The organism is Vibrio splendidus, assembly GCF_003345295.1.
Taxonomy (GTDB): domain Bacteria; phylum Pseudomonadota; class Gammaproteobacteria; order Enterobacterales; family Vibrionaceae; genus Vibrio; species Vibrio splendidus_K.
Window position 1 is genome coordinate 1772922 of sequence record NZ_CP031056.1, and the last position, 21486, is coordinate 1794407.

The 21486-nt window shown below is 42.7% G+C and carries 14 protein-coding genes, 6 tRNA genes and 3 rRNA genes; 11 read left to right on the forward strand and 12 right to left on the reverse strand.

The genetic code is table 11. The features are described from left to right. Positions 1 to 45: 45 nt before the first annotated feature. The 8 genes from DUN60_RS23430 to DUN60_RS25040 all read left to right on the forward strand — a co-directional run bounded on the left by DUN60_RS23430 (position 46) and on the right by DUN60_RS25040 (position 9999). Entirely contained in the window at positions 46 to 1344 is a 1299-nt protein-coding gene (locus DUN60_RS23430) for an ABC transporter permease subunit (RefSeq protein WP_114635626.1), read from the forward strand. Then, entirely contained in the window at positions 1344 to 2258 is a 915-nt protein-coding gene (locus tag DUN60_RS23435) for a sugar ABC transporter permease (protein WP_114635627.1), read from the forward strand. The genes DUN60_RS23430 and DUN60_RS23435 overlap by 1 nt, the downstream gene beginning before the upstream one ends. Then, positions 2258 to 3394, forward strand: coding sequence for an ABC transporter ATP-binding protein (locus DUN60_RS23440; RefSeq protein ID WP_114635628.1), 1137 nt, complete (start codon positions 2258 to 2260; stop codon positions 3392 to 3394). Before DUN60_RS23435 ends, DUN60_RS23440 begins: the two co-directional genes overlap by 1 nt. A 91-nt stretch (positions 3395 to 3485) precedes the next feature. Further along, positions 3486 to 4109 (forward strand): hypothetical protein, encoded by a 624-nt coding sequence (locus DUN60_RS23445; RefSeq protein ID WP_162808247.1) that lies wholly within the window; start codon positions 3486 to 3488, stop codon positions 4107 to 4109. 85 nt (positions 4110 to 4194) lie between these two features. Further along, entirely contained in the window at positions 4195 to 6168 is a 1974-nt protein-coding gene (locus DUN60_RS23450; RefSeq protein ID WP_114635629.1) for an amylo-alpha-1,6-glucosidase, read from the forward strand. Positions 6169 to 6257: 89 nt separating this feature from the next. After that, positions 6258 to 8096, forward strand: coding sequence for a glycoside hydrolase family 13 protein (locus DUN60_RS23455; protein WP_114635630.1), 1839 nt, complete (start codon positions 6258 to 6260; stop codon positions 8094 to 8096). Positions 8097 to 8159: 63 nt separating this feature from the next. After that, positions 8160 to 9095: a LysR family transcriptional regulator gene (locus DUN60_RS23460; RefSeq protein WP_114635631.1), complete on the forward strand. Its 936-nt coding sequence runs from the start codon at positions 8160 to 8162 to the stop codon at positions 9093 to 9095. Between the two features lie 736 nt (positions 9096 to 9831). Continuing rightward, positions 9832 to 9999: a transposase gene (locus DUN60_RS25040; RefSeq protein WP_425275399.1), complete on the forward strand. Its 168-nt coding sequence runs from the start codon at positions 9832 to 9834 to the stop codon at positions 9997 to 9999. 352 nt (positions 10000 to 10351) lie between these two features. On the opposite strand, the gene DUN60_RS23470 is transcribed toward DUN60_RS25040, so the two are convergent. From DUN60_RS23470 to DUN60_RS23520, 10 genes are all read right to left on the reverse strand, one after another. Beyond that, positions 10352 to 10442, reverse strand: a tRNA-Ser gene (locus DUN60_RS23470). Positions 10443 to 10513: 71 nt separating this feature from the next. Then, positions 10514 to 10629: ribosomal RNA gene (gene rrf, locus DUN60_RS23475) — 5S ribosomal RNA — on the reverse strand. A gap of 134 nt (positions 10630 to 10763) precedes the next feature. Further along, positions 10764 to 13657: ribosomal RNA gene (locus tag DUN60_RS23480) — 23S ribosomal RNA — on the reverse strand. Positions 13658 to 14075: 418 nt separating this feature from the next. After that, positions 14076 to 14151: transfer RNA gene (locus tag DUN60_RS23485), tRNA-Val, on the reverse strand. Positions 14152 to 14216: 65 nt separating this feature from the next. Continuing rightward, positions 14217 to 14292 (reverse strand) — tRNA-Ala (locus DUN60_RS23490). A 25-nt stretch (positions 14293 to 14317) separates the two neighbouring features. After that, positions 14318 to 14393 (reverse strand) — tRNA-Val (locus DUN60_RS23495). Positions 14394 to 14419: 26 nt separating this feature from the next. Next, positions 14420 to 14495 (reverse strand) — tRNA-Lys (locus DUN60_RS23500). A gap of 20 nt (positions 14496 to 14515) precedes the next feature. Continuing rightward, positions 14516 to 14591: transfer RNA gene (locus DUN60_RS23505), tRNA-Glu, on the reverse strand. 123 nt (positions 14592 to 14714) lie between these two features. Beyond that, positions 14715 to 16269, reverse strand: a 16S ribosomal RNA gene (locus DUN60_RS23510). Together the 16S, 23S and 5S rRNA genes with 6 tRNA genes alongside form the textbook arrangement of a ribosomal RNA operon. Before the next feature lie 572 nt (positions 16270 to 16841). Then, complete coding sequence (locus tag DUN60_RS23520; protein ID WP_114635633.1) at positions 16842 to 17366, reverse strand: DUF3087 family protein; 525 nt, start codon at positions 17364 to 17366, stop codon at positions 16842 to 16844. A 434-nt stretch (positions 17367 to 17800) separates the two neighbouring features. On the opposite strand from DUN60_RS23520, the gene trmY reads away from it, so the two are divergent. Next, on the forward strand, positions 17801 to 18400 hold the full coding sequence (gene trmY, locus DUN60_RS23525; RefSeq protein ID WP_054546299.1) for a tRNA (pseudouridine(54)-N(1))-methyltransferase TrmY: 600 nt from the start codon (positions 17801 to 17803) through the stop codon (positions 18398 to 18400). Positions 18401 to 18503: 103 nt separating this feature from the next. On the opposite strand, the gene DUN60_RS23530 is transcribed toward trmY, so the two are convergent. After that, positions 18504 to 19604: a permease gene (locus DUN60_RS23530; protein WP_114635634.1), complete on the reverse strand. Its 1101-nt coding sequence runs from the start codon at positions 19602 to 19604 to the stop codon at positions 18504 to 18506. A gap of 232 nt (positions 19605 to 19836) precedes the next feature. On the opposite strand from DUN60_RS23530, the gene DUN60_RS23535 reads away from it, so the two are divergent. Continuing rightward, on the forward strand, positions 19837 to 20133 hold the full coding sequence (locus DUN60_RS23535; protein ID WP_004733042.1) for an ArsR/SmtB family transcription factor: 297 nt from the start codon (positions 19837 to 19839) through the stop codon (positions 20131 to 20133). After that, positions 20117 to 20731, forward strand: coding sequence for an RNA polymerase sigma factor SigZ (gene sigZ / locus DUN60_RS23540; RefSeq protein ID WP_114635635.1), 615 nt, complete (start codon positions 20117 to 20119; stop codon positions 20729 to 20731). Before DUN60_RS23535 ends, sigZ begins: the two co-directional genes overlap by 17 nt. 135 nt (positions 20732 to 20866) lie before the next feature. Here the strand turns inward: sigZ and DUN60_RS23545 are convergent, their stop codons facing one another. Next, positions 20867 to 21481, reverse strand: a complete 615-nt coding sequence (locus DUN60_RS23545; protein ID WP_029222369.1) for a DUF6198 family protein — start codon at positions 21479 to 21481, stop codon at positions 20867 to 20869. Positions 21482 to 21486 lie beyond the last annotated feature (5 nt).

The following is a 21486-nucleotide window of genomic DNA, read 5'->3' on the forward strand; positions in this document are numbered from 1 at the left end:
GCATGACATATCTACACAACACTAATAAATAAGTAGGTTATTTACATGAGTCAACAGTTTGTATTCTGGTTCTCTATGCTGATTCCAGGTAGTGGACACCTTGCACTACGTCGAATGCGAGAGGCTTTATTTGGGTTCTCGATATTGGCTTTGGAGATATTGGTTTTTATACAATTCACTCTTCCTAACTTCCGTCTTTTAGCTGTCGAACAACCTAATGGAAAAATCACTATTGGCGCAGAACGCTTTGTGGATGATTCTTTTCTTATCATGGTGGGTTCAACCGTTGGCGCAATGATGATTTTAGTCTTTTTCGCATTGCATTACGCTTTTGCTCGCGATGCAAAAGACGTAAAACGACAAATAGATGAGTCTGGTTTTGCGATTACCTTTACTGAAAAAGTACATGGATTATCACACGAAATTGTACCTAATCTAATTACAGCACCTAAGTTCATATTACTGTTTGTTTTTGCTTTATTACCAGCGATTGTTTCTATCGTTGTTGCCTTTACTAACTTCAAACGCCCTGTTTTACCACCAGCATTTCTTATTGAATGGAAAGGCTTTACCAACTTTGAGCGTTTGTTTACGAACGAACGAACAGCTGCCGCATTCCAAGAAACCTTATCTTGGACTCTAACATGGACTTTCTGCGCCTCTGCACTCACCATCGTTCTAGGTACCGTTCTTGCGGTTGTTGCAAACAATAAACATATCAGAGGGAAGAAGTTCTTCCGTACTGTCTACATTCTACCTTGGGCAGTTCCTGCTTTCTTAACCATTCTTGTTTTCCAACTTTTCTTCTCAAAGATTGGCGGCATGAACACCATGGTTATCCCATTTTTCACCGGTAACGAATATGATGTAAGCACAGCAATTGGCTTCTTCCTAAACGCAGATTACGCCAAAATCACCATCATATTAATTCAAGCATGGTTAGGTTTCCCTTACGTATTTATCTTGGTGACAGGCGTATTACAAACTATCCCTGATGACTTGTATGAAGCCAGTGCGATTGATGGCGGTAACGCATGGACCAACTTCTTCGACATCACTCTCCCCTTGATATTAATAAGTGTTGCTCCGGTATTCATTACTCAATTTACCTTCAATTTTAATAACGTCACCATCGTTTACATGTTAGGTGAAGCAACAGTTCAAACGGTGGGCTCAATCTACAAACCACTCGATACGATTTCATCTCTTGGTTTCCGCTTAATGATGGATGCTAAATACAACGAAGCGGCGGTATATACCTTAATCACCAGTACTGTTGTTGGTGCCGTGGTCTTGTATTCATGGTTGAAAGCAGGTGCCTTTAAAAATGAGGAAGTGATGTAATGGACAAAGCAATCCCTTTAGCACGCCAAATCAAAGCGAAGCGTTTTAATCGTCATGTCATCACTAAGAACATGGGTGTGGCTTTTTGTTATGCGTTTTTGATCTCGATGGCAGTGATCATTCTATACCCGATATTAGTGACATTAATGAGTGCGTTTAACGTCAGTAACTCACTGTACTCTACGTCATTCTTCCCTGAAAATTTCAGTTTAACCAAAAACTTTGTTCGACTTTTTAATGATACGCCTTATTTAAGCTGGTACCGAAATACGTTCTTAGTATCGATAATCACCATGATCCTCTCTACATTCATCGTGACAATTTCGGGGTTTGTTTACTCTCGTTATCGTTACCAATCTCGTAAGAGTGCATTAATGTCATTGCTGATCATTCAAATCATCCCATCAGGCAGTGGCTTAATTGCTCTGTATGCGATTGCAAACTCTATCGGCATTTACAGCTCTGCCAACGCCACACTTTATACGTATATCTTTATGATCCTCATCTACACGACAGGTGGCATCACAATGAATACGATTCTAATGAAAGGCTATTACGATTCGATTCCTCGTGCATTAGATGAATCAGCAAAAATTGATGGTGCAACTCAAATGCAGATCTTCAAAGAAATACTGCTGCCTTTAGTTAAACCGATGATCATGGTTATCGCTATATTCTGTTTCTTAGGTCCAATTGGCGACATCATCATGCCTAAGTTCCTGATTGCAAGTATGGATTCAGAAGCGAAAACACTGGCGGTTGGCCTTATGGGTCTTATCAATAATATTAAAGAATCAAGCTACAACGTATTCGCAGCAGGCGCGGTCTTAGCAGCAATTCCGCCTGTTATCGTTTTCTATAAATTTCAAGATTATATCGTGGGCGGCTTAACGTCTGGTGGAGTAAAAGGCTAATGAGTAAAATTTCATTAAGAAACATCAATAAAAAATACCCCAATTCCGATACCTGCTCGGTACGTGATTTCAATCTCGATATTGAAGAAGGGGAATTCATTGTTCTTGTAGGCCCATCGGGTTGTGGTAAATCCACCACGCTACGCATGATTGCAGGCTTAGAAGACATTACTGATGGCGAATTTATCATCAATGGTGAAGTAGTAAACGATGTTAGCTCAAAAGATCGTGATATTGCGATGGTATTCCAAAGCTATGCACTTTACCCACACATGTCAGTACGTGACAACATTGGTTACGGCTTAAAATTACGCAATTACCCATGTGATGACATCAAAAACTCGGTTGATAGTATTTCTGACGATTTATTTCTAAAAGAGTACCTAGAGCGTAAGCCAAAAGAGTTGTCAGGTGGACAGCGTCAACGTGTGGCTTTAGGCCGTGCCATGGTCCGTACGCCTAAATTGTACCTAATGGATGAGCCGTTAAGTAACTTAGATGCGAAATTACGTACCACAACACGTACTGAAATCTCTCGCATGCACAGAGCTAAGGGCGCAATCACAATTTACGTAACCCATGACCAAGTTGAAGCAATGACCATGGCTGATCGCATCGTATTAATGTCGATGGGTGAAGTTCAGCAAATTGGTTCACCAAAAGAGTTATTTACTAACCCTAAAAACTGTTTTGTAGCGACTTTCATGGGTATGCCATCAATGAACCTTATTGAAGGAATGTACGAAGGGGGCCAGTTCATGTGTCACTCTTTCACTATTACCTTGAATGAAAGTGACCAGCAGATCCTAAACGATGCAGGCTACAACGGAAAACCCGTCACATTGGGCGCACGCTCTAGTGCCATTCGTTCTGGCAAAAAATACCGCGATGCGTTCCCTGATTGTTGTTTTGAAGTTACCGCACTTAACAGCGAATACTTAGGCGATGCGATTAACGTGTTCTTTAATGCCGCACCAATGAACATGTTTGTAGGCACATTGGGTACCGGCGAACCAGACGTTGATATCGACGAAAAAATCACCTTGGTTATCGACAATACCAAGCTGCATTTCTTTGATACTGAGACGGAAGAGTCCATCAAGTACTCAATCAAATCTGCTGAATTTAAGAAATAGAACACAACCACCATTATTGCCTTCATCTCATTGAGGGTAATAAACCATGCCTTATAGAGCATATTTACACCGTAAAGAAAGGAGTGACATTTTGAATTTTCGCGGCCAACTTCAACGCATTCACGACTATATGCTTCATATTGCAGTCGCTGTCGTTATTTTCATTACCGGCTTTATCATTGCTTACAGCAGCCTGCCTAAGCCATCATTTGACTACTCAACCTTTATTGAGCAGCAGCAAATTTTTAAACAATGTGTGAATAATGATGAGCTATTTGCTTCTGCACAACAGTTTGAAAATGACTATTTAACGCTGCCATTAGAAATCATAAATACGCAATACAAAGCACTGCGTGATCAGATCCCAAGTGATTGCGGATCGTTTCATGTAGAAAGCAGTTACGAACAACTGCAAGAAATGGCATTACCTGTATTAGCAGAAGCCCAGCGCTTTTATGGCACTCAAAACGTCAAAGCCGTGAATGCCGTGTATACCACGCCTTCTCAATACAACGCACTGCTTACACAGCCTCAGCCTTATCTGTTTTTCATTTCTGATAATGAGCAAGAACGCATTGCGGCATTCAAAGTAACACCGACTAAAGATGACGTCCAAATTACGTCGCTGTGGGGATACGAAGAGAGCCAAGATCTCGCGTATACCCAAGGTGAAGTGCAAAAACTATTACTCATTTATAACGAAATTAAAAGCTAACTATAAACTCCCTCGTTTATTTAATACCTACAGCGTGAATAAAATAAACACGAGATAACATTTGATATTTAATTGTAAGGTTCACATGAAAATCTCTCTTTCTAAAGCAAATTTTCGCGATATGGATCGCCTTGAAGAATCGAACTACCTGCTAACGAATGGATTAGGTGGTTATTCTTCTCTTACCCTTGCAGGCTCTTGCAGTCGAAGTGATCACGCGTTGTTTATGGCAAGTCTTGTTGCACCAAACAATCGCTTTAATTTTGTTCGTCACTTAGATGACCGTATTACCTTACCAAGCGGAGACTCCCATCCACTTTCTTCACAAGCGAATGTAAATCCTTATGACACTGTAGATTCAACCCTACTGTTTGATAATTTTACTCAAACTCATCTTCCAGAGTTTACGTATCGTATCCGTGGTATTGAGATCACCAAAACGATTGTAATGGCTCAAGGTGTAAATCGCCTTGCTGTAAAATATCAAATATTCAATCCGTTAAAACAAGCATTCACATTAAATGTAACGCCAAAATACCACTTCTGTGCAAAAGGACAGAACCTATCAAAACAGCAAGAATTTGCACACCAAGATGGGAAAATCACCAGTAACGGTCAAGCACTTACTTATCGTCACAATGGTGCTGATTCAGCATTGGATGCCCCTCGCTATGAGTCGGGTCTGTACTTTTCTTATGATGCTCGCGATGGCCGTCCTGCAACAGATGCTCAAATAGCGCTTCATACCATTGCTTTTGTTGGGACTGAAACGCACGAACAATTCTCGATAGTGTTTGAAGCTGAAGAAGATCGCGCAGTTTCTCTAGAAACACAGACTGCCGATAAAATGATTAACGCAGAAATTAAGCGCCAACAGGAGTACATCAAGCGCGCTAATCTAAAGAGCCTATTTGGAAAGCAATTGGTTCGTGCCAGTGAGCAGTTTGTCGTTGACCGTGACTCAACAGAATCCAAATCAATCATTGCAGGCTACCCATTCTTTGCCGATTGGGGTCGCGACACCATGATTGCATTATGGGGCTGCAATTTATCAACCAATCAATTTGAAGACGCAAGACAGATCTTCCGTACATTTATCCGTTACGAACGTCGTGGTGTACTGCCTAACCTTTTCCCTGAAGCTGGGGTTGAGCCAATGTATAACACCATTGATGCATCGCTACTCTTCATTGTTAGCTTATATGAATATTACCAAGCAAGCGGTGATCTAGAGTTTATTCGTGATGAAGCGTATCAATGCATGACTAACATTTATCAGCATTACCGTAACGGTACTGACTTTGAGATTAAGATGCTTGATAACGGCTTGATCAGCGGCGGCAGCGGTTTTGATCAGCTTACTTGGATGGACATTCGTTACGGAGATATCGTACCGACACCAAGACATGGTTGCGCTGTAGAAATCAATGCACTTTGGTTTAATGCGTTGTCTATTCTTGATTTCTTTAATCAAAAACTGAACAAACCAATGCCAGAATTACCTGCACTGGTAGAGCAAGTAAAAACCACCTTTAACGATGAGTTTTACAACAAAACTGGTTATTTAAATGATTGGATTAAAGAAGGTGAAGTAAACCAACAAATTCGCCCAAATCAAGCTTATGCCGTTGGCCTTCCTTTCCCAATATTAAGTCAAGAAAGAGCACGTTCGGTCATTCTTACCATTTATAAAGAGCTATATTCACCCTTGGGTTTACGCTCGCTTGCAATGAGTGATCCTGAATTTAAAGCCGTGTGTACAGGCTCGCATTTTGACCGAGACATGGCCTATCACCAAGGCACAGTTTGGGGCTTTATGATTGGTCAATTCTTAATGGGGATCTTACGCCAATTCCCACAAGATAAAGATTTATTTCGTATTGTGGAGCAGTTTATTGAGCATAACCAAGATGGCCTATACGAAGGCTGTATTGGTCAATTGGCTGAAATCTATGATGGTTACGCACCAAGTCAATCTCGTGGTTGTTTCGCCCAAGCGTGGAGCGTGAGTGAGGTATTACGCGTCGTGAAATATTACGAACAAATACACCAAAAATAGAATTGCATATTTAAACAATTATACTAACCTGGGTGGCTATTACGTCAGATAGTTATTCTGGTTGGTACTTTCATTAAACGGTATTAATCATGATTACAAAAGCAGCGATCTATCATAGATCTCACTCAAGTTATTCTTATACTTATGATAAAGAAACACTTCATTTGCGTATTCGCACAGCAAAAGGCGAAGTCAATAACGCTACGTTAAGAATTGGTGATCCATACGATTGGACGTCAGGTGGCGGTGGCGGCAACCTAAATGCAGAAGATGCAATGGGTTGGAGTGGCGGCGAAAACTTTGTGATGGAAAAAGAGTGTGAAACAGAACTGTTTGATTACTGGTTCTGCGAAGCACAACCACGATTTTTCCGTGCTCGTTATGCTTTTATTCTTGAAGGTGAAGAGAGCGAAAAACTGCTCGTTACTGAAAAACAAATTTTTACCATCACCGATGATGCAGATCCTGTATTAAGCCAATTACTCAACTTTTACTGCTTCCCATACATGAACCCCATCGATGTATTTAGCCCACCACATTGGGTAAAAGAGACAGTTTGGTATCAAATATTCCCTGAGCGCTTTGCCAATGGTGATCCCTCAATCTCACCTAAAAATGTACTATCTTGGGGTTCTGAAGACCCGAAAACTAAAAGCTTCTTTGGTGGTGATTTACAAGGTGTCATTGACCATCTTGACTACCTACAAGATCTCGGTATTACAGGCTTATATTTCACACCAATTACTCAAGGTAAAACGAATCACAAATACGACACCGTTGATTATCTAAAAGTTGACCCTGCTTTTGGTGATGACGACACAGTAAGAACCCTAATAGCAGAAGCCCACAAGCGTGGCATGAAAGTCATGTTAGATGCCGTATTCAATCATATTGGTGCCGATTCTCTTCAATGGCAAGATGTCATCAAAAACGGTAAAGACTCTAAATACATTGATTGGTTCTATGTTGAGAAGTTCCCACTTTTAGACGAGTCTAAAAAGGATCAGCACAGTAAAGAGTATCTCAACTATCGCACCTTTGCCTTTGCGCAGAACATGCCAAAGTTAAATACCGAAAATCCAGAAGTGATGGCGTATTTACTTGAAGTTGGTCGCTATTGGGTACGTAATTTCAATATCGATGCGTGGCGTTTAGATGTCGCAAACGAAGTTGATCAACGCTTTTGGCGACGCTTCCGTGATGAATTAAAAGCGATTAAACCTGAGATCTACATCTTAGGTGAAGCGTGGCATGATTCAATGAATTGGCTTGCTGGTGATCAATTTGATGCCGTAATGAATTACCCATTATCCGATGCCATGATAGGATTTTTTGCTCATGGTAACCTCAATGCGAATCAGTTTAAATATGCGGTAAATGATGTCAACACAAGCTACCCGATTGCGGTTAATGAAGTGGCATTTTCCTTGTTAGATAGCCATGATACGGCTCGTATTCTTCATCGTTGTGATGGCAATAAAGAGAAAGTGAAACTGGCCTACTTATTCCAATTTACTCACAGTGGTACACCGTGTATTTATTATGGTAGTGAAATTGGCTTAGATGGCGGAGCCGATCCATTAAATCGTAAATGCATGATTTGGGATGAGGGCAAACATGATATGGACATGAGACGACATATTATGCAGATCATCAAATTACGCAAACAGCACCCAGCTCTGCGTGCTCATCACATTAATTGGTTAATGAGCGACAATGAAAAGCAATGTCTTATCTACCAAAAAACCTTAAAAGACGAGTGCATTACTATTGTTATAAATAACAGTGTAAACACGATTAATATTACTCTTCCTGATTCATTGTCAAATCATTATGTCACTGATATTTATAACGATACTGCTTGCAAATTAAAAGAGACCTTAACATTGGAACCCTTTAGCTTCTCCATGTATCAAAATAAGAAGTAATCGCTAGATATCATGTAATAAGCCACATAAAATAGCTCTTTATTATTCAAGTAAAGAGCTATTATGTTTAAATTAATGATCCAATTCATTCAAGTAGCTAAGACTCAAAACGTCACCCAAGCCGCTAATAATCTCTGCTTAAGTCAACCGACATTAAGTCATAACATGCAGAAGTTAGAGGAGAAACTAGGCAGCAAGTTGTTTAATCGTAACTCAAAAGGGATCACCCTAACCTCTAGTGGCGAGTTACTTTACGAACAAGCAAAAATGATGCAAAACCTCTATGAAAACACCCTTAATAAATTAGAGAAGAATAAGCTCCGACATCAAACCGAACTTAAAATTGGTTGTGGAGATGCATGGTGGCATTTGTTTATTCGAGACTGCGTACAAGGTTTTAGAGATTCTTATCCTCACAGCAATATCTCTGTTGACGTAGGGAATCACCTACAATTAATGAACTTATTGCTCAGCGACGAAATCAGTATCTTTGTTGGCCATGAAATACTCGGCCTAGCACAATATGAAGACATACTGTTCCATCCCCTTTTTCAATGCAGTGAAGAAGTCTATGTAAGAAAAGGTCATCCTTTGCTTGAAATAACCTGTAGCAACGAAGATATTGCTCGCTTTCCATCGGTTGATTTAGGCGCGGCAAAAAAACGATTTTCACATTTAGTTCAACAACAGAGTGAAGAATTAACAACCTTTCAAAAACGTCACTATTTACAAGAAAAGGTTATCTACAATACGAACTCACTGTTAACAGCAATTGATTTACTGCAAAACAGTGATGCTATTTTGCCTTACCCAATGAACATGAGATCTTATTTCAATACCCTTGATATTGTCCCACTTAAAATGAAAGAGTGCTTTAGTAACGCGACGATTGGCGCGTATCTGCACAAAGATAAATTGCAAAATAAACAAAGTATTGATCTATTGGAACAATTCAAGGCATTAATTAAAAATAACCCTCAAATCAATGGTGGAGTTTAAATTTGCTCTTCATCCTTAAGACATTGTTGATCAAATCAGCCTAGAGACAAAGCCACACAGTATATAGCTAGCTTCTAACTAGCATATCTAGATCTATAACTTTGTTTATAGGGTTGACACTCGCTATGATTTAACTCACTTGAGCGTTCGTTATAACAAAACTGGACTTTCCACTCTGCTATTTTACCATTATTAAGGTATTTCACAGCTTAGTTTCTTAGATGACTATCTCCCAAAAATACTGCATTTACGAGGCACAACCTTTTTCAGAGTATCTGTCGATATCGTATACACCAACAACTCAATACCTTCATAAAGAAAGATGCTGATTCTCCTTCTGGCGAGCGACGCCTTGTCGAGAGCCGATGTATATAACTACATCGTTAAGCATTTTGATAAACACTATCATCCTAACCCTACCTTTTAACTACTTGAGCACATGGAATTGTCGTGAATAAGTTCTCGTTCAATACATCCAAACAATCACAGTAAATCCACGACGATTTAAAAATTCCAAATAGAAACGCTCCTTAAGATCCCTGCGCATATCCACTTAAAAAAGTACTTGTTTGGTTTCAAGAGGAAGCTAGATTGGGTCAACGTAATACCACAACCAAGATTTGGGCTGAATGAGGAACTCGACCTAAAGCTGTTCAAAAGTAACATGGGAGCAATGACGAAGCACGTTGATTTGCTCTCAACGGCAACACCTACTGGTAAACATTCCGTAGTTATCATGGATCAAGCGAACTGGCATCAAACACACTTAGCCAATCATTTTAAGAACATCACGATAATCCATATCCCGCCATATTCACCAGAATTAAACCCGATAGGGCAAGTTTGGCAATTGCTTCGTCAGTACAAGCAGCGAATAGGTGTTTTGAAAACTATAACGATATAGTTAGCTCAGTATGTAGTACTTGGAAAAGCTTTTGTGAAGATAAACGCTGAGTTCAATCTCTCAGCTTTAGATATTGGGCTCGATTGATAGGTTAATTATTGGAATTACAACAACCCTACTAACGAACCAAAATTTCATTGATTATAATGACATTATTTCCAAGGTTTGTTGCGCTTGGAATAGATTTATTGATTACCAAGATCGCGTAACAAAACGTGCTAAAGAGATTGGATAGACCTGAGCAGTTAATTTTCCGGATTGGTATAAGACATAGTTAGGACAATGAATACTTGTTTTGTACACTTTTTAGACGAAAAAAAGCCCGCTGATTTCTCAGCGGGCTTTTCAATGGTGGTGGAGGGATAGGGATTTGAACCCTAGAACCGCTATTAACGGTTGCCGGTTTTCAAGACCGGTGCTTTCGACCACTCAGCCATCCCTCCAACAAATTGTCATCAACAGATTAGTGCACTGTAGATGTTGTTACATGTATACACAGGTAACGATATTTAAAGCCTGGCGATGTCCTACTCTCACATGGGGAAACCCCACACTACCATCGGCGCTATTGTGTTTCACTTCTGAGTTCGGCATGGAATCAGGTGGGTCCACAATGCTATGGTCGCCAAGCAAATTTTGCTTTTACTTTCAGTTTTTTAAAAACTGAAGGCAAAATAATCTGGAAAGCTAATCTAAAAGTTATTTCTCTTCAAACTCATTCAAGGTCTGGTATATCTGAGTCCACAAAACCCCTTGGGTGTTGTATGGTTAAGCCTCACGGGCAATTAGTACAGGTTAGCTCAATGCCTCGCAGCACTTACACACCCTGCCTATCAACGTCGTAGTCTACGACAACCCTTTAGGACACTTATAGTGCCAGGGAAAACTCATCTCAAGGCTCGCTTCCCGCTTAGATGCTTTCAGCGGTTATCGATTCCGAACTTAGCTACCGGGCAATGCCATTGGCATGACAACCCGAACACCAGAGGTTCGTCCACTCCGGTCCTCTCGTACTAGGAGCAGCCCCTTTCAATTTTCCAACGCCCACGGCAGATAGGGACCGAACTGTCTCACGACGTTCTAAACCCAGCTCGCGTACCACTTTAAATGGCGAACAGCCATACCCTTGGGACCGACTTCAGCCCCAGGATGTGATGAGCCGACATCGAGGTGCCAAACACCGCCGTCGATATGAACTCTTGGGCGGTATCAGCCTGTTATCCCCGGAGTACCTTTTATCCGTTGAGCGATGGCCCTTCCATTCAGAACCACCGGATCACTATGACCTGCTTTCGCACCTGCTCGAATTGTCATTCTCGCAGTCAAGCGGGCTTATGCCATTGCACTAACCACACGATGTCCAACCGTGTTTAGCCCACCTTCGTGCTCCTCCGTTACTCTTTGGGAGGAGACCGCCCCAGTCAAACTACCCACCAGGCACTGTCCGTAATCCCGATTCAGGGACCAACGTTAGAACATCAAAACTACAAGGGTGGTATTTCAAGGACGACTCCACCACATCTAGCGACGCGGTTTCATAGTCTCCCACCTATCCTACACATGTAGGTTCAATGTTCAGTGCCAAGCTGTAGTAAAGGTTCACGGGGTCTTTCCGTCTAGCCGCGGGTACACTGCATCTTCACAGCGATTTCAATTTCACTGAGTCTCGGGTGGAGACAGCGTGGCCATCATTACGCCATTCGTGCAGGTCGGAACTTACCCGACAAGGAATTTCGCTACCTTAGGACCGTTATAGTTACGGCCGCCGTTTACCGGGGCTTCGATCAAGAGCTTCGACCGAAGTCTAACCCCATCAATTAACCTTCCGGCACCGGGCAGGCGTCACACCGTATACGTCATCTTACGATTTTGCACAGTGCTGTGTTTTTAATAAACAGTTGCAGCCACCTGGTATCTGCGACTCTCGTCTGCTCCATCCGCAAGGGACTTCACTGATAAGAGCGTACCTTCTCCCGAAGTTACGGTACCATTTTGCCTAGTTCCTTCACCCGAGTTCTCTCAAGCGCCTTGGTATTCTCTACCCGACCACCTGTGTCGGTTTGGGGTACGATTCCTTACAATCTGAAGCTTAGAGGCTTTTCCTGGAAGCATGGCATCAATGACTTCACTACCGTAGTAGCTCGACATCGTATCTCAGCGTTAATGAAAGTCCGGATTTACCTAAACTTTCCGCCTACATACTTGAACCTGGACAACCGTCGCCAGGCCCACCTAGCCTTCTCCGTCCCCCCATCGCAATTGTAAGAAGTACGGGAATATTAACCCGTTTCCCATCGACTACGCCTTTCGGCCTCGCCTTAGGAGTCGACTTACCCTGCCCCGATTAACGTTGGACAGGAACCCTTGGTCTTCCGGCGAGGGAGTTTTTCACTCCCTTTATCGTTACTCATGTCAGCATTCGCACTTCTGATACCTCCAGCAGCCCTTACAGACCACCTTCAACGGCTTACAGAACGCTCCCCTACCCCACATACCCTAAGGTACGTAGCCGCAGCTTCGGTGTATAGCTTAGCCCCGTTACATCTTCCGCGCAGGCCGACTCGACCAGTGAGCTATTACGCTTTCTTTAAATGATGGCTGCTTCTAAGCCAACATCCTGGCTGTCTGAGCCTTCCCACATCGTTTCCCACTTAGCTATACTTTGGGACCTTAGCTGGCGGTCTGGGTTGTTTCCCTCTCCACGACGGACGTTAGCACCCGCCGTGTGTCTCCCGGATAGTACTTACTGGTATTCGGAGTTTGCAAAGGGTTGGTAAGTCGGGATGACCCCCTAGCCTTAACAGTGCTCTACCCCCAGTAGTATTCGTCCGAGGCGCTACCTAAATAGCTTTCGGGGAGAACCAGCTATCTCCAGGTTTGATTGGCCTTTCACCCCTAGCCACAAGTCATCCGCTAATTTTTCAACATTAGTCGGTTCGGTCCTCCAGTTGATGTTACTCAACCTTCAACCTGCCCATGGCTAGATCACCTGGTTTCGGGTCTAATCCTAGCAACTGTACGCCCAGTTAAGACTCGGTTTCCCTACGGCTCCCCTAAACGGTTAACCTTGCTACTAAAATTAAGTCGCTGACCCATTATACAAAAGGTACGCAGTCACACCACGAAGGTGCTCCTACTGCTTGTACGTACACGGTTTCAGGTTCTATTTCACTCCCCTCACAGGGGTTCTTTTCGCCTTTCCCTCACGGTACTGGTTCACTATCGGTCAGTCAGTAGTATTTAGCCTTGGAGGATGGTCCCCCCATATTCAGACAGGATATCACGTGTCCCGCCCTACTCGTTTTCACTGATTATGAGATGTCGACTACGGGGCTATCACCCTTTACTGCGGCACTTTCCAGAGCCTTCGTCTGTCTCATTAAAAGCTTAAGGGCTAATCCAATTTCGCTCGCCGCTACTTTCGGAATCTCGGTTGATTTCTCTTCCTCGGGGTACTTAGATGTTTCAGTTCCCCCGGTTTGCCTCCTGTTGCTATGTATTCACAACAGGATACTTACTTATGTAAGTGGGTTTCCCCATTCAGGAATCCCAGACTCAAAAGGTTATTACTACCTAATCTGGGCTTATCGCAAGTTATTACGCCTTTCATCGCCTCTGACTGCCAAGGCATCCACCGTGTACGCTTAGTCACTTAACCATACAACCCGAAAGGGTTTCTATTTGCTTTCACTTTAAAAAGTGAAGACAAATAAGCGTATGGCAACTAACCAAGGTTTTTGGTTGTCATCAAGAAGGGTTAATTCTTGATAACTGTTTGCCGGACTCAATTTACTTCTTGTTTCCACTTTTTAATAAAAAGTAGAATCAAAAAATGAACAATCATTTCTGATCATTCGAATACAAGACACTTGAATGTGTTTGTTGTGTTTATGCCGTTCTTATTAAATAAGAGCAGATAAACATTGAGAACTTTTAAATTTGATTTAAATAACTTCGTTATTCAAATCAGTCAGCTTTCCAAATTGTTAAAGAGCAAGAGTTTTTCGAGTTTTAAACTTTCAAAACCATTTTTAAAAACTCTCATTAGACTGTTGTCATCAAAGAATGTTTAAAGATGGTGGGCGATACCGGGCTCGAACCAGTGACCCCCTGCTTGTAAGGCAGGTGCTCTCCCAACTGAGCTAATCGCCCATGATAGTTCTTTTGTCTTCACTTTCAAAAAGTGAAAATAAAAGCCATTCTTCATGGAGAAAGAATGGTGGAGCTATGCGGGATCGAACCGCAGACCTCCTGCGTGCAAGGCAGGCGCTCTCCCAGCTGAGCTATAGCCCCATATTTTTATTTCCTTGGGAGGAAATGGTGGGCGATACCGGGCTCGAACCAGTGACCCCCTGCTTGTAAGGCAGGTGCTCTCCCAACTGAGCTAATCGCCCCAAATTTTTATTTCCTTGGGAGGAAATGGTGGGTCGTGCAGGATTCGAACCTGCGACCAATTGATTAAAAGTCAACTGCTCTACCAACTGAGCTAACGACCCTTTTTACTTCTTGAAGGAAGTGGTATCCCGTAGGGGAGTCGAACCCCTGTTACCGCCGTGAAAGGGCGGTGTCCTAGGCCTCTAGACGAACGGGACACTGCAATTTATCTCTACTTTAAAAAGTAGAAACAAACTTTGAAGAACCTTGGGAGTTCTTCTTCTCTTTGCTTTTCTAAACCTAATCAATCTGTGTGGACACTCATCGTGACTATCTTCGTATAAGGAGGTGATCCAGCCCCAGGTTCCCCTAGGGCTACCTTGTTACGACTTCACCCCAGTCATGAACCACAAAGTGGTGAGCGTCCTCCCCGAAAGGTTAAACTACCCACTTCTTTTGCAGCCCACTCCCATGGTGTGACGGGCGGTGTGTACAAGGCCCGGGAACGTATTCACCGTGACATTCTGATTCACGATTACTAGCGATTCCGACTTCATGGAGTCGAGTTGCAGACTCCAATCCGGACTACGACGCACTTTTTGGGATTCGCTCACTATCGCTAGCTTGCTGCCCTCTGTATGCGCCATTGTAGCACGTGTGTAGCCCTACTCGTAAGGGCCATGATGACTTGACGTCGTCCCCACCTTCCTCCGGTTTATCACCGGCAGTCTCCCTGGAGTTCCCGACATTACTCGCTGGCAAACAAGGATAAGGGTTGCGCTCGTTGCGGGACTTAACCCAACATTTCACAACACGAGCTGACGACAGCCATGCAGCACCTGTCTCAGAGTTCCCGAAGGCACACCTGCGTCTCCGCTGGCTTCTCTGGATGTCAAGAGTAGGTAAGGTTCTTCGCGTTGCATCGAATTAAACCACATGCTCCACCGCTTGTGCGGGCCCCCGTCAATTCATTTGAGTTTTAATCTTGCGACCGTACTCCCCAGGCGGTCTACTTAACGCGTTAGCTCCGAAAGCCACGGCTCAAGGCCACAACCTCCAAGTAGACATCGTTTACGGCGTGGACTACCAGGGTATCTAATCCTGTTTGCTCCCCACGCTTTCGCATCTGAGTGTCAGTGTCTGTCCAGGGGGCCGCCTTCGCCACTGGTATTCCTTCAGATCTCTACGCATTTCACCGCTACACCTGAAATTCTACCCCCCTCTACAGCACTCTAGTTCACCAGTTTCAAATGCAGTTCCGAGGTTGAGCCCCGGGCTTTCACATCTGACTTAATGAACCACCTGCATGCGCTTTACGCCCAGTAATTCCGATTAACGCTCGCACCCTCCGTATTACCGCGGCTGCTGGCACGGAGTTAGCCGGTGCTTCTTCTGTTGCTAACGTCAAGAGATAACGCTATTAACGTTACCCCCTTCCTCACAACTGAAAGTACTTTACAACCCGAAGGCCTTCTTCATACACGCGGCATGGCTGCATCAGGCTTTCGCCCATTGTGCAATATTCCCCACTGCTGCCTCCCGTAGGAGTCTGGACCGTGTCTCAGTTCCAGTGTGGCTGATCATCCTCTCAGACCAGCTAGGGATCGTCGCCTTGGTGAGCCATTACCTCACCAACTAGCTAATCCCACCTAGGCATATCTTGACGCGAGAGGCCCGAAGGTCCCCCTCTTTGGCCCGTAGGCATTATGCGGTATTAGCCATCGTTTCCAATGGTTATCCCCCACATCAAGGCAATTTCCTAGGCATTACTCACCCGTCCGCCGCTCGACGCCCATTAACGCACCCGAAGGATTGTTAGTGTCGTTTCCGCTCGACTTGCATGTGTTAGGCCTGCCGCCAGCGTTCAATCTGAGCCATGATCAAACTCTTCAATTTAAGATTTTGTCGGCTCAATGAATACTGACTTCAAAACTACAAAAAGTAATTCTAAAGCTATTATCTTTCCAACAGAAAGATAATGAATTGACTGTGCCAAATACTTTCTTTCTACAAGAGAAAGTAGTTATTCGTATTGGTCACTCAGTTCATTGAAACCAAAGTTGATTCCGAGGAATCTGTTTTACTTCTCTTTATAAAAAGGGAAGATAAAACGTTTTGATATTCATCAACGAGTGCCCACACAGATTGATAGGTTTAAATTGTTAAAGAGCTTTGCTTATCGAAACTTTCTTTTTACAAAGAAACCCTTGAAAGCGGACGTGAATTCTAGCGATTTAATCTTAAGTGTCAAACACTTTTTAAAATTAATTTCTTTCGAACTTTCCGTCTTACTGATTACCGCTGAAGCCTTGTGGCGTCTGCCGTGTCAGTGAGGCGGCATTATAGAGATCATCGTAAACATGGCAACCCATTTTTTGATAAAAATTCAAAAAAGTTGCTTAAGCGTCTACTTTTACGTCAAAACCCTCTTTCATAGGCCAAAGTTAATACAATCAAGAGCATATAACTTAGAATTTTGCGACTAGATCTTTCGAGAATGCCTCTATATCCAGTTCGATACTCCACTTTTCACTTAGCTCCACTATGTTATCTAGCGATTGCTGAACCGTTTTTATCGTCAATGTATTATTATCTAGGTCGTATACCTGTTTTTGCGTAGTGTAATAGAAGTAAAGGATCGTTAATGCTTGTCGATCGCCTTGCTCAGCTTTTGGTTGAATACGTTTAAGCTTACGATAGATTTGATTGTGAACTTGTTTAAGGTTCCACACATAAAGTGCTTCTTTAAAGTAATCATGCCCCTTCACACGACTCGCAATAAACCCATTCAAGGCGACTGATAAAATCACCCCGAGTACATTCAAATGGAAATTACCTGTCGCTTCCCCAGTAACGGATCCAGCTGAACCAAAAAGTTCAATCAGAATGCTACCGAATACGATAGCAAACAAGGCGAGTGACCCAACCAATGAAACCAACAGCAGGTTCATCTTCTTTCTATATTCTTCTTTATTAATCTTCTGTAACTTCATCGACTACTTCCTTATATATAATACCAATCGTAGTAAATAACTGTTCATCCTAGCTGGTTAAAACGCTCAATAACTGCGTTAGAAATTTTGATTGTAGAATAACTACTTATCGAAACTCTTTGTCGAATAGAGCCGCCTTGTTTTCAAGCCTTTTTCCTGCACTATTTATGATCACTTACTTACTGTGATTGGTATAAGTCACCTAATAATTTGCGCATACTATCTATGTAAACCTTGGTTCGCTTCAACCTTTACCATCTTGTAATGTGGTCATTCTCTATTTAATACGTAGAGTTCTTCTGATCAGTACTATACATAACTCCATTTGACTTCATTAATAGAAAAGAGTTACATACCGCCATAAATTTGGTTATTCATCAATTCATGTTGATAAAGTCTGTTTCGCTTTATCACATACTGACAAGGTACATTCCATGCGTTCATTTGTATTACGCGCTCGCGCAGCCCCTACAGAGAGCAAACTTATCTTAGAAGGTGTTGGACAAGACGCTCATACCGAGATTCTGGCTCATACTCTGATGAACACGATCTTCGTTGCTCAATCTCACCGTGAGAATGTCACCGTGCACCTTGTGCTAGAGAGTACTAAAGACTTTTCACGTACCATTACATTCGATTCAAATGAAATCACCAACATTGGTGGCTTTCATGAATCTGCACTGTTATCTGCGGTAGTAAGAGCGGTTGACGCTTCTCAAGGCATGACAAAAGAACAGACACGTCAGGTTGAAGCTGGCATCACTGTTCGTACAATGAGCTTTGAAAAATTGGTTAAAGAACTGGCTGAAGACCATCAGCTGTACATGATGGATAAGAAAGGCGACTTTATCCGTGATGCAGAGATTGCGGAAAACCCATGTTTCCTTCTAACTGACCATATCCCTATGCCGAAGAAAAGCTACAATAGCTTGAAGCGTTTAGGGACAGAGAAAATCAGCTTGGGTCCAAACATGCTGTTTGCTTCTCAGTGCGTTGTGTTGATCAACAATGAGCTTGATATTCGCGGTTTCTAATCTCCGAATTAATAGTCTCAACGCAAAAAGAGCTCAACTATGTGAGCTCTTTTTTATTATCGATGTCTTGTTATCAATGGTGTTATCTCGTAATCAGAACTGATTAACCAAAGATAAAGCTGTATAAGAAACCTGCACCCATCGCCATGCTTAGGATAACGAATAGGAATGCTGCAATCATTTGATTCTTAAAGATTGATTTAAGCAGGATAACTTCCGTTAAACTTGCGCCTGCACTACCAATGATCAATGCCATTACTGAACCCAACGCCATACCTTTTTGTACTAAAGCTGCACTTAGTGGGATTACCGCTTCAGCACGAATGTACAGTGGAATACCAATCACGGCTGCTACTGGAATCGCATACCACATACCTTCACCAGCGTACTGTGCAATGAGGTCTGTAGGAATGAAGCCGTAGATGAATGAACCAATCGCGATACCCATCATTAGATAAGGGAATACTTGTTTGAAGTCTTTCCAAGTTGAGAACCAAATTCTCATCCAACGGCTAGGTTCTTTCTTCTCTACGATTTCAGCCGTCGCGCTTCCATCCGTTGAGCAGCATGACACAGTCACTTGTGGTTCATCTTTTTTCGAATCGCAGCAAGATGTCTCTTTTGCCATTACAGGTGCAGGCTCACCACATGCACTTGTACCACATGAAGATTCCGCTTTAGCAGGTACTGCTTTCTTAGGGGCAGAGTCATCACAGCTAGTCCCACAGCTTGAAGAAGAACTTGTCGATTCATACGCTTCAGGTTTTACGTAACGCTCAAAGCCAAGCTTCTCAAGTGCGTAACCTGCGACTACCGATACCGTCATTGCTACTAAGAAGTAGAACACAGCCACTTGCCAGCCGAACGTAATCACGAACAAGCCAATGATCACCGGGTTCAAGAGTGGGCTACCGAATAGGAACACCATCATTGGACCAAAACCTGCTCTTGCACGCAGTAATCCTTTTAGGAAAGGAATCGTCGAACATGAACAGAAAGGCGTAATCGCACCCAATAGTGCAGCAACCACATAGCCCTTACCGTTACGTGAGCTCAAGATAGATTGAATCTTTTCTGGCGTAAGAAACTCTTGTAGAATCCCAACAATATAGCTGATCGCCAAAAAAAGGATGATTAGCTCTACTGCTAAGAAAGCGAACATATCAAGTGCGTCTTTTAGCATTGTTAACATTTCATTGCTCATAATAACTCCAAACTGGATTTAAGGCGGGACTCTATGAGGAAAGTAACCAACCTTTAATTTCGAATATTCTCGAATTATAGAAATATTTCGTAACAGATCAAGATTTATTTCGATAAAAATCGAATTGATTTTTAAAAGGAAGAATTTTCAATAAGTTATAGAATCACTATTTTTACATTTGTATTCGGACTACATTTCGACTAATATCGAAATTAAATCTTGAGGAGTTAATATGAACTTAGAAGTCGTTGCGAAAGCACTTAAAGAGTTGGGTCACCCTATTCGCCTAACTATTTATAAGAGTGTCGTTAAAGCTGGCTACCAAGGCATTGCGGTTGGCGGCCTACAAGAAGAGCTCGGAATTCCGGGGTCTACCCTTTCTCACCACATATCAAGCTTGGCATCGGCAGGACTAATCAGCCAAAGACGAGAAGGAAGAACGTTATTCTGCGTGGCGGAGTATGAATGTCTAGAAGGCGTGATTGATTTCTTACAAGACGAGTGTTGCGTAAATGAACAGTGCAACTAATGCACCTTTGAACGGAGCACCTTTGAATAGGGCATCTTTGGACTTAGAACAGGTTTGGGCTGAGTATCAGCAAGCGCTAAAGTCATTCTTGCATTCTAAGGTCAGCAACACCGCCGATGTAGACGACTTGCTTCAAGAGATTTTGATTAAGACTTATCAAAACCTAGACAAAGTCCAAGATACAAGCAGCGTAAAATCGTGGCTATTCCAATTAGCCAATCACACGATCATCGACTTTTACCGTAAGCATGCTAGACAACAACGTGACAGCCAAATTGATGCTGAAGATCTATGGTTCACCGATTTAGACCATAACTCCGAGTTCAAACAGAAGCTTTCATTATGTATTGAACCCTTTATTCAGGCGCTACCTGAACAAAGTTCATCATTACTGCTTGCTGTCGACATAAAAGGCCAAAGCCAAAAAGAGATCGCAGAGGCTCAAAACATCAGCTACTCGACCGTTAAGTCTCGTGTTCAGAAAAGTCGCGGGGATCTTAAAAACCTGTTTGAAGAGTGTTGTAACCTGTCACTTGATCAACAAGGCAATGTGATTGACTGCGAGCTCAAGCCAGACAACGATTGCAGCAACTGCTAATGGCTACATCGAAATAGTTATTGAAATGAACAAAGCCAGCAATTGATGCTGGCTTTGTTGTTTTTAGAATCTACAAATCACTTTGCTTAAGCAAATCTAATGCTTGAGCGAACCTAGCTACTCTGCTTCCACTTACTACGCTGCTTCCGCTTTTACGACCGGTTGATAGCGCCCCGGTTTATGGTTCATAGCTAGAATCAAGTTGGTGACTATCGCACCAAGCACAGACAATAGAACCAGTGACACGTCAACAATAAACAGTGAAAGCACTACAATCGTACAGTCTAACGCCATCTGAACTTTGCCCGCTCGAATACCAAAACGTTCTTGTAAGAATAACGCCAAAATGTTGAAGCCACCCAAACTCATCTTATGACGGAAGATCACCAGCATGCCGGTACCAATCAAGCCACCACCGATTAAAGCTGCATACAGTGCATGAATTTCGGCAATCTGAATCACGTGATACAAATGGTCCACAGCGAACGAAACAATCGAAACCGCGATAAAGGTATTGATAGTAAAACGCCAGCCCATACGAGCAACCGACAAAATATAGAAAGGTAAATTGAGCGCGAAGAACACTTGACCAAAACTTAGGTCTGTTACTTTGGTAATGAAGATCGCTAGACCAGCCGTGCCTCCGGTGAGCAAACCGACTTGATTGAAAAAGATAACGCCAAGTGAAACCAGTGCGCTACCTAAGAGCAGTGCCAGTAAGTTTTCGCGAAGATTATGATCTTTATCCATGTGAA